Genomic DNA, 14517 nt, shown 5'->3' on the forward strand with positions numbered 1-14517 from the left:
CAGCGTCTTTGGCGTGTGCTGTACGTTGTCTATTGACTGTTCTAAGGGACGAGAACTCTCGCCGTTCAATTGGCCAGGGGTTAATAGATATGTACACCACTCGATTCAGCAGTACTGTCCCGGCGCTCAGTGAGTTTCAGGCGCCCTCCCAGGCGGCGGTGTTGCACCCTGTCGCGGTCCCTGACAGCCGGTCCCAACGTGCTGTATCCGATACCGTAACGTCACGGCGCAATTTCCCCAGCGCCGCTGTCGCCGCTGTCGCGGATACCACGTTGCACAAACGGCTGGTTCAGTGGCTGACCACGGGCAGTCCGCCCGAAAACCTCATCCCGCCCAATGCGTCCATCGCCCCCTTTCTCCAGCTATACAACGCCGCAATCACTGAACCGGCCGTGCAAGCCTGGTTTGAAGCCAAGGGGTTGAAGCTATCGACCGTGCGCGTGTTTCGAGATTCGGTGGCAGGCATGGTGACGCGTGAGGGCAAGGATACCTTTGAGCGGTTTACATTAACGGATGGTTCGGGCTGGTGGGAGGTCAGTACCAAGATCCACGCCATCCAGCAGGTTCTTTCTCCCAATGACCTGGGGGTGCCAGTTGCTATGAGCCCGACTCAAAGTGCAGTGCCGCGTGACGTGGTGCTGGATTTCTACGGCGTAAGGCCGCCGCTCAATGAGCGGGCCGCGGCGGCATTGGGCACACAACTCAAGCGCGAGGGATGGCCCGCGATTTCTTCCTCCTTGCGTGATCAGTGGGAGAAACAGTTCAAGCGCCTGCTGCAACAGAACGATGACCAGGCAGTGCGCAGGCAATTGGTTGGCCAGTTGCAGCCGATGATCGAGGGCAAGGAGGGCGGTGAATCACTCAAGCTGGATGATCATACGGTCTCCATTGCGAGGGGATCGACCCTGGATCAACTCAGCCAAGAGCCACGAAAGCAGTTCAATGCCTTTCTGGCGACGCCGACCTTCCAGGATTTCCTGGCGAACGTGGGGGACGCGGGAGAGGGCCGCGCATACCGGTTGTCCGAGGGGGCCCTGCAGATGCGCAACGCTGCCGGTCAATGGCAATCGCTGCAGGCGTATTTCGACGAGGAAATCCAGAAAGCCCTGGCCACCGGCAGCGAAGAAGCACAACAGTCGGCTCGCCAGATGAACTCGAATCTCGATGATTTGCTGCGCATGAGTGGCAAGACCGGGAATGCCCTGTACAGCACTCGCACCTATGACGCGCGGCAGGCGTTGGCGTTTTATGCCCCTGATGCGCCGCAGACGGTGAGTGACGTGCGTGCCACATTGAGTTGGTTCAATACGTCGTTCCCGCCGCCGCTGTCGGCAGGCGATTATGCGGTCATGCTGCCCTATGAGCAGAGCGTGGGTGCCGCGTTGTCGGCCGATGATCGCGAGGTGTTGAAAGGCATGGCGCCAGCGGTGGTGGCACTGCTTGGACGCTTTACCGGCTCCAGTGTGGTCGAGCAATCGCCCCATGATCCGGACCGCCGTCTTGCCGACTTTTTCGATTCGCCACCCTGCATCGCCAAGGCCGACGAATTGGCCAAGCGCCTGAAGCTTTACGCCGTGGCCGACGGTCAGCCCTTGAGTAAAGCCAAGCGCCATCAACTCCTGGCGGCGGCGCTGAAGCTGAGTGTGAACGCTCCAGTGCCGGGCCGGCCAGGCGTAGTGGCCGGGTATTGGCTTTACCAGCCAGGCAACCTGGGCCGCACGCTCAAGGATGTGCGCCAGGACGTGGAAAAACACCTGGAAAGCAAGGGGGTCGATGCCACGCTGTCGTCCCTGTTCGCCCACCTGTTCCTGGCCCAGTCTGCACCGGAGATGCTGATCAAGGCCGATCCGGGTGTGCCGACGGAGGCCGCGCAGGCCTTCAACCGTGACCCGCAAAGCATCAAGATCGGCTCCACCGGCTGGCTGGAAATGCGCCTGGGCTGCGCAATAGCCGATGCACTGTCCGGCGCGGGCAGTTCGCGATTGATGAACCTTACGCAAATCATGGCACTCGCGCGCCTTGACGCGGGTGGTGCCACACAAGAGGCGCTGCTCAAGATCCTGGCGACCAGGCCCTTGTTGGACTGGGCGGTCATGACCGGCATTTTCCCCATGACCCACGACAACCAATATTCTCCAGGGGATTATCAGGCCGCGACACAGGCCTTTACCGCGCGGGAGAAGCAGATCCGCGAGGCCTTCAGCACACTGACGAAAGAACCGCCGACTCAGCGCAGCTTGCTGATCGAGCGGCTGCTGTCGTTGTTCCCGGAAATGACCGCCGATGAACTGCGTGGATTCAGGCTTGAACTGGACACGGACGTGCCTTTTGAACCTCGCCAGCATGCGCATCTGGAATCCCGTCGGCCGTTGCTGACCGATGTCATTCTGACGGAGCAGGTTCGCGATGACCCGTTGCTGGCCGTCGATCATTGGCTCAATGCACGGATTAATGGGGAGCGACGCTACCGGTTCATCCATCCCAGGATTTCCCAGGCAACGTTCGAGGCGCGCATCCGGCAGGTGCCAGAGATCGCCCCATTGGTGGCGGCCGCCGTCGATCAGCACATTGCCGATACCCGCGTGGCTCAGGCTACTGCGCTGAAACTGATGATTGCCCAGTTGCCCGCGCAGGAACGCCTGGCGCTTGAGTCAGGCAACATAGAGTTTTTCACCGTACGCCAGGAAACCGGGGAAGCCCTGGAGGACGATCAGGGCCCTGACTCCAAGGTCGACGAACACTGTGGCAAGCATGGCCTGCTGCTGCGTTATGAAACGGGCGCGGTCGAGCCAAGGTTCTGTTACTACGAGGTGTTCCCGCGATCAATGCAGATGGTCAAGCGCACCGATTTGCCTTATCGATTGAAACTCGATGGTGCCGTCGAAGAAGGCCGCAAGCCCCACGGGCCATTTGCTTATGTGCGCAGGCCGTTCCGGCTTGGGACTGAGCAAGCCTTCGATGTAGAGGCCTACCGTTCAGGTTCGCTGCCGCGTGCGGGTGCCAAATCGAAGGTGATTATCGAGAAAGTACCCACAGAACTGCCGCCGACGCCGCAGCTACGCCCTGGGGATAGGGCGATCCGGCGTGTGCCCGATACCTTTGCTTCAACCAAAACCCAGCAAATTGTCAGCGCTTTGCTGGCCCACAGCTTTGACGGCAAGCGTGCGACGCTGATTGAGTTTGCCAACCAGCCCCCGGGTTTACAGAGCCGACGCACCTATCCGTTTACCTCCGGCACTCAGCTGTTCAACGCCGAGAACGCCCGTATGATGCTGAGCCTGATCCCGTTTGTGGGGGCGATTTCAGATGTTGCACACGGCAATGTAAAGGATGGACTCAAGGGCTTGCTGATTGATTTCGCGTCGTTCGCCGCCACAGGGGGGCTGAGTGGGGTGAGCCGATTTTTGCGCGGCGTAAAAAAGCTGGTGCTGTTCAATGGCAAGTCATTCAGCCTGCCAGGGCTCAAAGGCACCGCACCGTTGCTGCGTAGCCTGTTCAATCCCCTGGACGGTACGATTGACGTGTTCAAATCCGGGTCGAAAACCGTTGATGCGCTACGCAAAATCAGGAACGGTGAAGTCGCTCGCCTGGCGCCCGGTCTCTATATGCCGACCACGGCATTCGAGAAGTGTCGTTGGGCGGTGGGCGTACAAGGTTGCCTCTTCCCGGGAGGCATTCGATCATTCAAGGCTGTGTCGGGCGCTCGAACAGGCAACGTGGGGGATCTTGAAGTCCAGGCGATCCAGAAAAACGCCGGGTGGTATGTGATCAATCCCAGCTCTGGCGAGCCTGAGGGTGCACCCTTGAAGCATTTCAGGGTTCGGGACTGATAGGGGCCGCCCAGGCTCGCTGCGAGCCTGGACAGCCACGGATCAGTTCAGGCCCAGCTTGCCACGCAGGGTCGACAGGTCTTCGGCCAGGGTGTTGACCGGACCCACCAGTGCCTTGCGGTCGTTTTCCTTGACCTTGTCATAGGTCTCGAAGCCGCCGTCCTTGGTCTTGTACTTGGCCAGGATCTTGTCCACGCTGGCGAAGTTCTTGTCGACCTTGGCCAGGAAGGCCTTGTCCTGTTTCTCGATCTGGCCACGGAACAGGTCGACGATTTTCTTCGCGCCGTCGATGTTGCCCTGGAAGTCATACAGGTCGGTGTGGCTATAGCGGTCTTCTTCACCGGAGATCTTGGTGGCGGCGACTTCTTCCAGCAGCGCCGCAGCACCGCCGACAACTTTCTCCGGCGGGAAAGTCAGGCCATCGACACGGGTTTTCAGGTCGTTGACGTCGGTGTTGAGCTTGGCCGTCAGGGCTTCCAGGCCTTTGGTAGTGTTCTGGGAGAACAGCGCGTACTCGATGCGGTGGAAACCGGTGAAGTCTTCGGCGGTCACGCCTTTTTCGTGGTCATCGACACGGGAGTCAATCGATGCGTCCAGGTCGCTGAACAGCTCGGCGATCGGCTCGATGGACTCATAGTGCACACGGGTCGGCGCGTAGAGCTTCTTGGCGGTGGCCAGGTCGCCTTGGTTGATGGCGTCGGTGAACGCCTGGGTCTGGGTGACCAGCTCGCCGATTTCTTCGGTGACGTAGATCTTGTAGTCCGACACCGGGCCTACCAGGTCCAACGGCGCGGTAGCGGCAAACGCTGCCAGCGGCGAAAGGGTCATTAACAACGACAACGCGATAGTCGACTTCTTCATGGGACGTTTTCCGCTCTGGTTTGTTTTAGGTGTGGGCAGTGGTTTGAGGAGGCGTAGCAGCGAGCAGCGTGCGCCCGATGAAATCCTTGGGTCCCGTGACCCCCGGCAAGGTGAAGAAGTACCCGCCGCCGACCGGCTTGAGGTATTCCTCCAGGGGTTCGCCGTTGAGCCGGGTTTGCACGCTGATAAAGCCTTTCTCCAGGTCAGCCTGGTAGCAGATGAACAACAGCCCCATGTCCAGCTGACCGTTTTTATTGACGCCGTTGGAGTAGTTGAACGGCCGACGCAGGATCAGGTTGGCCTGGGTCTGCGGGGTGCGCGGATTGGCCAGGCGGATATGGGCATCGAGCTTGGTCAGCTTGCCTTCCGGGTCCTTGCTGTAGTCGGGCACCTGGGATTCTTTCTGGCCATCCATGGGGGCGCCGCTGGTCTTCACGCGGCCGATGATGCTTTCCTGCTCCTGCAGGGGCGTGCGGTCCCAGCGCTCAACGAAGTTGCGGATGATGCGCACTGCCTGGTAGCTGCCATGGGCGGCCCAGCCGGGTTCGTCGCTGCCGGGTTGGACCCACACAATCTGGTCCATGGCCTTGTTGTCGTTGGAGTTCGGGTTGGCCGAGCCGTCGCGGAAACCCAGGAAGTTGCGCGCGCTTTGTGCCGGTTCGCCGGGCTTGGCCGGTGCCTGGGGCGGCACGCTGCCTTCCTGCTTCCAGCGCACCAGCAGCAGGTCGGGCAGGTTCTTCACGATGTCGCGCAGGGCGTGGATATTGGTGTCCGGGGTGTTGGAGCTGAATTGCAGGCTCAGGTCGCCGTGGCACTGCGCCGGTTCCAGCGCATCGTTGGGGAAGCCCACCATGCGGATCAGGCGCTTGGGTTTGACGGCGGCCAGACCGAAGCGCTCATCGAACAACGATGCGCCGACCGACACGGTGATGGTCAGGTTATCCGGCGTGACCACCGGGCCGAGGATGCCGGAATCGGTGGGCGGCAGCTTCGGGTCGACCTGGGGTACGGTGCCGCCAGTCATCAGGAAGCCGATGCGCTCGTTCAAGGTGCGGAACAGGCGCTCCAGGTCTTCGCGGTCGCTGGCCAGGACGTCGAACGCCACGACCATGCCGCAGGCCGGGCGTGGGGTGACGATGCCGCTCTGGTGCTGGCCGAAAAAATCGTGGTGGTCCTGGGTCTTGTCGCTGCGCGGTGCGGTGGTGACTTGCTCGGCGGCGGCCGCCATGGCCGGGCAGGTCAGGGTGCTGCCGGCGATGGCGGCACCGGTGGCAGCCATGCCCAGGAGGACACGGCGACGTTGGGCTGAAAACTGTTCTGAATCACTCATGTGTGCGGTCGTCTTCACTGCAGGCCGGAAAGGCCAAGGGCGGGGTCGATTCCATCGAGTGCGGCGGCCAGAGCCTTGGCCTTGTCGGCGATCTGCTTGCGCTGATCGGCGGTAACGCTGTCATACGTGGCATAGCCCTTGTCGAGCTTGAATCCCTGGAGCTCGGCATCGAAGGCGGCGAGGGCGCTGTCGACTGTCGGCAGCAGATCGGCGGCGGACTTGGTCAGCAGCGGACGCATCAGCTCGACCACCTTGCGCGCGACCTCCAGGTTGGCGACGAAACCATTCAGGTCGACATGGCTGTAGCGCTCCTCTTCACCGCTGATGGCGCGTACATCCGCCAGGCTGTTGAGGTTGCGCACCACGATGCTCACCAGTTGTTCCGGCGGCAGCGACTGCGCCAGCAACTGCTGTTTGAGGCGGGTGACATCGCTCACCAGGCGCTGCGCAATCGGCCCCAGGCCATCAAGGCTGCGTTGCTGGAACAGGCTGTATTCGAGGCGATGGAAGCCGCTGAAGGCTGGGTCTTGCTCACGTTTTTCAAAATAATCGGCACGGGCGTTGATGGCGTTGTCCAGCTCGGCCAGGCGCTGCGAGGCCGGGGCCAGACGTTGGTAAGCTTCACGGGCCGGCACATACAGCGCTTGTGCCTGAGCCAGGTCACCGGCGTCGATCGCCTGTTGCAGGGCGGTCACGGCCTTGACCAGGGCACTGCCCTGGCTGCTCAGGTACACACGAAACTCCGACAGCGGGCCGATAAACGCCACCATCGACGGCTTGGCCTTGGCCTGGGCGTCGGACTCAGCCGTCGGCGTCACGTGCAGGGTGCCGCGCGGGTTGCTCAGCAGGCCGCACGTGATCGCATAGTCGCCAGGCAGCAGGTTGGCGTTGATCACCTGGCTCAGGCCGGGGGCGATATTTTCGCGCTCTTCGACCACCAGCACGCCGTCGAGGATTTCCCACTCCACCGCCCGGTCAGAGCGGTTGATGATGCGAAAGCTCGCCCGGCCGGCCGGCACCGTCAGTGCATTGGGCTCGCAGGCGTGGCCATGGATGGTCACGGCGATTTCATCGTGGTTGGTCTGGCGCTTGCTGGCCGCCAGTTGCGAGGCGTAATAGAACAGGCCACCGGCGGCGATCATCACGACCACCGAGCCGGCTACCGCCCAGCGCAGGGCGCGGGGGGGCGAAGCGGGTTGAGGCGTTGGGTTGGACAAGAGACGGTCCTTACTGGCTGGAAACGGAAGAAGGGCGGGCGGCAGGCTTGGCCGGTGCCGCGGGCAGGAAAAACATCACCAGCGCCACCACCAGATAAACCAGATAGGCGCCCAAGGTGCTGATGGTCGGCGCTTCCTGGTAGCCGAACATGCCGGCCAGCACTGAGCCCAGGGGGCTGTCCATCGGCAATGCGGCGCTGAAATCGAACAGCACGGTCTGCCAGTGGTTCCACACGCCCGCTTCATGCAGGGCTTGCACCGAGTTGGCGAGGATGCCGGCGGCGACCACGAGGATGAACAGGCCGGTCCAGCGGAAAAACGCGCCGAGGTTCAGGCGCATGCTGCCGGTGTAGATCAGGAAGCCGACGATGATCGCCAGGACCAGGCCGAGCAGGGCGCCAATCGGTGCGCCTGGGCCCTCGCTCTGTTGGAACACGGCCAGCAGGAAGAACACGGTTTCCAGGCCTTCACGAGCGACGGCGAAGAACACCATGAGGATCAGTGCCGTGACCTGGTGTTTGGAGCCGGTCAACGCCTGATCAAGGGAGGCGTGCAGCGAATGCTTGATGGAACGCGCGACCTTGCGCATCCAGAACACCATGGAGCTGAGGATGCCCACGGCGACCAGGCCGACGATGCCTTCGAACAATTCCTGCTGTTTCTGCGGAAACTCGGCACTGACCAGTTCCAGGCCACCGCCCACCAGCAAGGCCAGGGCAGCGGCGAGGAACACGCCGATCCACACCGCCGGCATCCACTGGCCGCGGCCGGTTTGTTGCAGATAACTGGCGATGATGCCGACGATCAGCGCGGCTTCAATGCCTTCGCGCAGCATGATTAAAAAGGGAACAAGCATCGGGCACCGCAGCTTAAGTAGATAGGAAGCTAAGTTGTAACATAATGATACTCATTGCTAAACAGGAAAACTTGACGTTTGCTGAACAATGGCTGAACGGTGGTGGCGAATCGCAAGCCACCTTATGATGCGCGGCATCGATAGCGCCGCCGGATTGCCCAACCTCCCATGTCGGAAAAAGACACCATCTCCATCCATCTTGTGCGCGAAGCTTTGTTGCAGAGCTGCGCACTGGGGCCGGCCACCGTCGAAGCCTTGAGCAAGGTCGGGATCGATCCAGCATTGCTGGAGCAACCCGACGCCCGGGTTCCGGCTACTGCCTACGCACGTTTGTGGCGTCTGCTGGCCAGGCGCATGGACGATGAGTTCTTCGGCATGGACCCGCGCAAGCTCAAGTCCGGTAGCCTGGAGTTCCTCTGTCGCGCCGCCATTGCACAACCCAGCCTGGCAGCGGGCCTGCACACCGGCCTGGGGTTCCTCTCGCTGATGCTGGAACACCTGCCGGCCCAGTTGGTGCGCCAACAGAGCCTGGCGGAAATCGTGTTGCTCGAACCCGAGCCGGCGCCCAAGCGCGCATTCACCTATTTCACCTACTGGATGATCGTGCACGGCGTCGCCTGCTGGCTGGCAGGCCGGCGCATCCCGATCCTGGCCATCGAACTGCGCTGCCCGCAGCCGGATTTTTGCGATGACTACCAGGTGATGTTTTCCGACAACCTGCGTTTTGATCGGCCACGCACCCGCATGATCTTCTCCGCCGACTGCCTCGACCTGCCGATCAAGCGCAGCCCTGAAGAACTCAAGCGCTTCCTCGCCCACGCGCCGGCCAACATCCTGGTCAAATACCGCAACCCCGACAGCCTGGCTACGCGCATCAAGCACGACCTGCGGCAAATGCCTCCCGACACCTGGCCTGAGACCGAGGGCCTTGCGGCCACGCTGTGTATCTCCGCTTCCACGCTGCGCCGCCGCCTGGCGGAAGAAGGGCAGAGCTATCAGGGACTCAAGGACAGCGTGCGCAAGGAATTGGCGATTGTGTGGCTGGCCGAGCCGCAGATCAGCTTTGCCGAGATCGCGGCGCGGTTGGGGTTTGCCGATACCAGTTCGTTTTATAAGGCGTTTCGCAAGTGGGTGGGGTCCAATCCTGGGCATTACCGCAGTTTGATTCTTAACGATGCCGGATAAGCCTTCAGGGAGACAGGTAGTGCTTAAGTCATGGTTGATCTGTATTTGTTGTGCTCTGTTCCCGCTCACCGCCTGGTCGGCGCTGGGGATCGGTGATTTCACTCTGGGGATGCCTCGCTCGCAGGTCATGGACATCCTGCAGCGTTATTTTCCGAAGGTGGAACTGGAGAGCAACCTCTCCTATTCGGTGCCGATGCCTTACTACCGCGCGATTGAGCCTTCCAGCCGCTATCTTTTGGGCGATGTGCCGATCTATGTGGTGGGGGCCTATTTCGACGAAGCCGACCGGCTCAAGCAACTGAGTATCGCCTTCAATATCACCGACCCCGAGCGTCTCAAACCGCTGATACCGTTGATGCGTGAAGCACGCTTGGTTCCGGACACGAATGGGCGTTATGAGGTGATGAACGAGGAGGGGGAGCTGACTTATTGGGTCTCCAGGATGTTCGAGTGGACCACCGTAGAGATCGCCAACAAGGCCGCTTCGAAGGTCAATATTCCGATGCGCATGCACCGTGATCAGCAAATCAAGGCGGCCAGGTAGCCTTCCGGCCAGCCAAAAAAAGCCCCATGACCAATCGGACCACGGGGCTAAAAATTGGCTGGATGCGACCAACCAAAGGAGCTCTTTACGTTACTTCGCAGTCGCCACGACGGTGTCCGGCTTCCAGCCACCCCCCAGCGCCTTGTAGATCGCCACAATCCCGCGATACAGGTCCACTTCGGCCTGGGCCTGGGAGTCTTCGGCGGCCAGGCGTTCGCGTTGCGCGTCGAGCAGGACGAGGAAGTCCACGGTGCCTTCGCGGTAGCGGATCGCGGCGAGGTCGGCGGCGGCGCGGCTGGATTCGCTTTGGCGGATCAGCGAGACCAGGCGTTGCTGACGCTTGCCGTAATCGCTGAAGGCATTTTCGGACTCTTCCAGCGCCAGCAGCACTTGCTGCTCGTAGGTCGCCAGGGCGCCATCGGCTTCGGCGTCTGCACCCCGCAGGCGGGCGCGGACGCTGCCCAGGTCGAAGGCGGCCCAGGTGATGCTCGGGCCCAGGGCCCAGGCATTCGCGGCGGATGAGCCGATCTGCGAACCGCGCCCGGCGGTGAAGCCGAGGAACCCGCTGAGGCTGACCCGTGGGAACAGGTCGGCCTTGGCCACGCCGATACGCGCGGTGGCGGCGGCCAGTTTGCGTTCGGCGCTGAGGATGTCCGGGCGCCGTTGCAGCAGTTGCCCCGGGTCGCCGATCGGCAATGCCTTGGCAATCGCCGGCAGGTCTTTCGGGCCCAGGTCCACGGTCAGCTTGTCGGGACGCTGGCCGAGGAGGGTGGCGATGCGGTTGCGCTCACGCACCTGTTCGGCCTGCAGTTGCGGCACGCTGGCTTCCACTGCGGCGAGGCGTGCGTCGGCGCGCTCCACGTCGAGTTGGTCACCCACGCCGGCATCCCGCAGGCTGACGGTGATGGTGCGCGAGTCCTGCTGGTTCTTCAGGTTGTCGAGGGCGATGCGTTCACGCAGTTGCGCGCCGCGCAGTTGACCGTAGGCGTCCACCAGTTCTGCAATCAGGGTAACTTGCAGTTGGTACAGGTCGGCCTCGGCGGCTTGCTGGTCGGCATCGGTGGCCTCCAGGTTGCGCTGGATGCGCCCGAACAGGTCCAGTTCCCAGGCCATGTCCAGGCCCAGGTCGTACCGCTCGGTCTTGACCCGGCTGGTGGTCTGGCCGGGGATCTGACCCTTGCCCTGGTCGCTGCTGACGCGGCTGGTAATGGTCGGCATGGCGTCGTTGCTGGCGTCATCACGAATCGCCCGCGCGGCCCGCAGACGGGCAAACGCCACGCGCAGATCACGGTTACCTTGCAGCGATTGCGTGACCAGCTGGTTGAGGGTCGGGTCGTCGAACTGCTGCCACCAGATGCCTTCGAACTTGGCGTGGTCATACTGCTTGGCGTCCGCGGCGGCGGTGATGTTCGCCGCCTCCGGGGTCTGGGTCTTGTAGTCCGGGCCCACGGCACAGGCGCTCAGCGCCAGGACCAGCAAGCTCGGCAGGAATACTTTCACACTCATTGCTGTGTCTCCAGCTTCAAGGCCTTGGCCGCTTTGCGCGCTTCGCTGCGCTCCACATAGCGACGGATCAGTACGTAGAACACTGGTGTCAGCAACAGACCGAAGAAGGTCACCCCGATCATCCCGGAGAACACCGCCACGCCCATGGCATGACGCATCTCGGCACCGGCGCCGCTGGACAACACCAGTGGCACCACACCCATGATGAAGGCGAACGAGGTCATCAGGATCGGCCGCAGACGCAGGCGGCAGGCTTCCAGTACCGCAGCGAGCGGGTCGAGGCCTTCCTGCTGTTTGTCCTTGGCGAACTCGACGATCAGAATCGCGTTCTTGCACGCCAGGCCCACCAGTACGATCAGGCCGATCTGGGTGAAGATGTTGTTGTCGCTACCCGAGATGATCACCCCGGTAATGGCCGACAGCAGCGTCATCGGGACGATCAGGATCACCGCCAGCGGCAGGCTCCAGCTTTCGTATTGGGCGGCCAGGACCAGGAACGCCAGCAGTACGCAGAGCGGGAACACGAACAGCGCGGTGTTGCCCGAGAGGATTTGCTGATAGGTCAGGTCGGTCCACTCGTAGGTCATGCCGTTGGGCAGTTCATCCTTCAACAGTTTTTCAATCGCCGCCTGGGCCTGGCCGGAGCTGTAGCCCGGAGCCGCGTTGCCGTTGATTTCGGCAGTGATAAAGCCGTTGTAGTGCATCACGCGGTCCGGCCCCGAGGTGTCGCTGACCTTGATAAAGGTCGCCAGCGGGATCATCTCGCCCTTGTTGTTGCGTACTTTCAACTGGCCGATCTGGTCGGCGTCCTGGCGGAACTGTTGCTCAGCCTGCACGTTGACCTGGTAGGTACGCCCGAAGCGGTTGAAGTCGTTGGCATACAAGGAACCCAGGTAGACCTGCAGGGTGTCGAAGATGTCGCTGATCGCCACGCCATGGGTCTTGGCCTTTTCGCGGTCGATGGCGGCATCGACCTGGGGCACGTTGACCGTGTAGCTGGTGAACAGGCCGAACAACTCGGGCACGCCACGGCTCTTGGTGATGACGTTCTGCACTTCTTTGTACAGCTCGTCATAGCCGAGGTTGCCACGGTCTTCGATCTGCAGGCGGAACCCGCCGATGGTGCCCAGGCCTTGTACCGGCGGTGGAGGGAAGATCGCCATGTAGGCTTCTTCGATGTTGGCGTACTGGCCATTCAACGCACCGGCAATCGCCCCGGCGGACATGCTCGGGTCTTTACGTTCATCGAACGGCTTCAGGGTCACGAACACGATGCCGCTGTTCGGGCTGTTGGTGAACCCGTTGATGGACAGGCCGGGGAAGGCAATCGCAGCTTCCACACCGGGCTGCTTCAGGGCGATCTCCGACATGCGCTTCATCACGTTTTCGGTGCGGTCCAGGCTCGCAGCGTCGGGCAGTTGGGCGAAGGCCACCAGGTATTGCTTGTCCTGGGCCGGTACGAAGCCGGTCGGGGTGTGGGCAAACCCGAAGAAGGTCAGCACCATCAAGCCGGCGTACACGAACAGGGCAATGCCCGTGCCGCGAATCACCCGGCGTACGGTACTCACGTAGCCATGGCTGGACTTTTCGAAAAAGCGGTTGAAGGGACGGAACAGCCAGCCACCGAGGAGCTTGTCGAGGACCTTCGAGAAACGATCCTTCGGTGCGTCGTGACCGCGCAGCAACACGGCGGCCAGGGCAGGGGACAGGGTCAGCGAGTTGAACGCCGAGATCACCGTCGAGATCGCAATGGTCAAGGCGAACTGTTTGTAGAACTGCCCGGTCAAGCCACTGATAAACGCCGCTGGGATGAACACCGCACACAGCACCAGCGCCGTGGCGATGATCGGCCCGGTTACTTCGCTCATGGCTTTTTCAGTCGCCGGGAACGGCTCCAGGCCCAGCTCGATATTACGTTCGACGTTTTCCACCACCACGATGGCGTCGTCCACCACGATACCGATGGCCAGTACCAATCCGAACAGCGACAGCGCGTTGAGCGAGAACCCGAACAGGTGCATCACCGCAAAGGTCCCGATCAACGAGACCGGCACCGCCACCAACGGAATGATCGAGGCGCGCCAGGTCTGCAGGAACAGGATCACCACCAGCACCACAAGGATCAGCGCTTCGAACAGGGTGTGCACCACCGCTTCGATGGAACCGCGCACAAAGATCGTCGGGTCATAGGCGATGCGGTAATCCATGCCGGCCGGGAAGCTCTTTTTCAGCTCGGCCATCTTGGCGCGCACATCGTTGGAGATGTCGATGGCATTGGAGCCGGGGCGCTGGAATATCGGAATCGCGACGGCCGGCTGGTTGTCGATCAGCGAGCGCAGCGCGTATTGGCTCGACCCCAATTCGACCCGGGCAATGTCCCTGAGGCGCGTGATTTCACCGTTGGCGCCGGCGCGGATCACAATGTTCTCGAACTCTTCCTCGGTGACCAGGCGGCCCTGGGTGTTCACCGACAACTGGAAGCTGGTGTCAGACGGTGCAGGCTGGGCGCCCAGGGCACCGGCTGCCACCTGGCGGTTCTGTTCGCGGATCGCGGTGACCACATCGGTGGCGGTCAGGTTGCGCGAGGCGGTCTTGTTCGGATCCAGCCAGACACGCAGGGAGTAGTCGCCCATGCCGAACAGCTGCACGTCGCCGACGCCGCCCAGGCGGGCCAGCTCATCCTTGATATTGAGGATCGCGTAGTTGGACAGGTACAGCATGTCGTAGCGCTGATCCGGGGAGGTCAAGTGCACCACCATGGTCAGGTCGGGGGAGGCCTTGTCCACGGTGATACCGATGCGGGTCACTTCCTCAGGCAGTTTTGGCTGAGTTCGCGTCACCCGGTTTTGCACCTGCACCTGCGCATTGTCCAGGTCGGTGCCCAGGGCGAAGGTGATGGTCAGGGTCAGCTTGCCGTCGGCCGTCGATTGCGAGGACATGTACAGCATGCCCTCGACGCCGGTGATGGCTTGCTCCAGCGGCGCGGCCACGGTTTCACCGATGACTTTGGGGTTGGCGCCCGGGAAGTTGGCACGCACCACAACGGTCGGCGGCACGACTTCCGGGTATTCGCTGATCGGCAATTGGAACAGCGAGATCGCACCGGCGATCAGGATCAGCAGCGACAGCACCGCTGCGAAGATCGGCCGTGAAATGAAGAACTTGGAAAAATTCATCTTGAGTCGTAT

General features: G+C 61.9%; 9 protein-coding genes. 3 read left to right on the forward strand and 6 right to left on the reverse strand.

The annotated features are described in order from the left end of the window. Positions 1 to 89 precede the first annotated feature (89 nt). Positions 90 to 3830, forward strand: coding sequence for a hypothetical protein (locus J3D60_RS03795; protein ID WP_253489842.1), 3741 nt, complete (start codon positions 90 to 92; stop codon positions 3828 to 3830). Positions 3831 to 3872: 42 nt separating this feature from the next. Here the strand turns inward: J3D60_RS03795 and efeO (J3D60_RS03800) are convergent, their stop codons facing one another. From efeO (J3D60_RS03800) to efeU, 4 genes are read right to left on the reverse strand one after another with little or no spacing between them, the layout of a single operon-like run. Continuing rightward, positions 3873 to 4691 (reverse strand): iron uptake system protein EfeO, encoded by an 819-nt coding sequence (gene efeO / locus J3D60_RS03800; protein WP_065941337.1) that lies wholly within the window; start codon positions 4689 to 4691, stop codon positions 3873 to 3875. A 25-nt stretch (positions 4692 to 4716) separates the two neighbouring features. Beyond that, positions 4717 to 6021, reverse strand: a complete 1305-nt coding sequence (gene efeB, locus J3D60_RS03805; protein ID WP_065941756.1) for an iron uptake transporter deferrochelatase/peroxidase subunit — start codon at positions 6019 to 6021, stop codon at positions 4717 to 4719. A gap of 14 nt (positions 6022 to 6035) precedes the next feature. After that, a complete protein-coding gene (gene efeO / locus J3D60_RS03810; RefSeq protein WP_253489845.1) occupies positions 6036 to 7238 on the reverse strand; it encodes an iron uptake system protein EfeO in 1203 nt (400 codons plus the stop codon). A 10-nt stretch (positions 7239 to 7248) separates the two neighbouring features. Next, positions 7249 to 8094, reverse strand: a complete 846-nt coding sequence (efeU, locus tag J3D60_RS03815; RefSeq protein WP_115486130.1) for an iron uptake transporter permease EfeU — start codon at positions 8092 to 8094, stop codon at positions 7249 to 7251. Positions 8095 to 8262: 168 nt separating this feature from the next. Here efeU and J3D60_RS03820 point away from each other — a divergent pair, with 168 nt between their 5' ends. Continuing rightward, complete coding sequence (locus tag J3D60_RS03820) at positions 8263 to 9279, forward strand: AraC family transcriptional regulator (RefSeq protein WP_065941340.1); 1017 nt, start codon at positions 8263 to 8265, stop codon at positions 9277 to 9279. A 19-nt stretch (positions 9280 to 9298) separates the two neighbouring features. Then, positions 9299 to 9823: a hypothetical protein gene (locus J3D60_RS03825; protein WP_141696586.1), complete on the forward strand. Its 525-nt coding sequence runs from the start codon at positions 9299 to 9301 to the stop codon at positions 9821 to 9823. Positions 9824 to 9913: 90 nt separating this feature from the next. Here the strand turns inward: J3D60_RS03825 and J3D60_RS03830 are convergent, their stop codons facing one another. Together J3D60_RS03830 and J3D60_RS03835 are read right to left on the reverse strand one after the other, a co-directional pair. Next, the gene (locus J3D60_RS03830; protein WP_253489848.1) at positions 9914 to 11329 is read right to left on the reverse strand and encodes an efflux transporter outer membrane subunit; all 1416 of its coding nucleotides are present in this window, start codon (positions 11327 to 11329) and stop codon (positions 9914 to 9916) included. Continuing rightward, positions 11326 to 14505 carry an efflux RND transporter permease subunit gene (locus tag J3D60_RS03835; RefSeq protein ID WP_065927735.1) on the reverse strand — a complete coding sequence of 1060 codons (3180 nt, stop codon included), beginning with the start codon at positions 14503 to 14505 and terminating at the stop codon, positions 11326 to 11328. The genes J3D60_RS03830 and J3D60_RS03835 overlap by 4 nt, the downstream gene beginning before the upstream one ends. Positions 14506 to 14517 lie beyond the last annotated feature (12 nt).

Origin of the sequence: Pseudomonas sp. S3E17 (assembly GCF_024168685.1) — a bacterium.
GTDB classification, from domain to species: domain Bacteria; phylum Pseudomonadota; class Gammaproteobacteria; order Pseudomonadales; family Pseudomonadaceae; genus Aquipseudomonas; species Aquipseudomonas marginalis.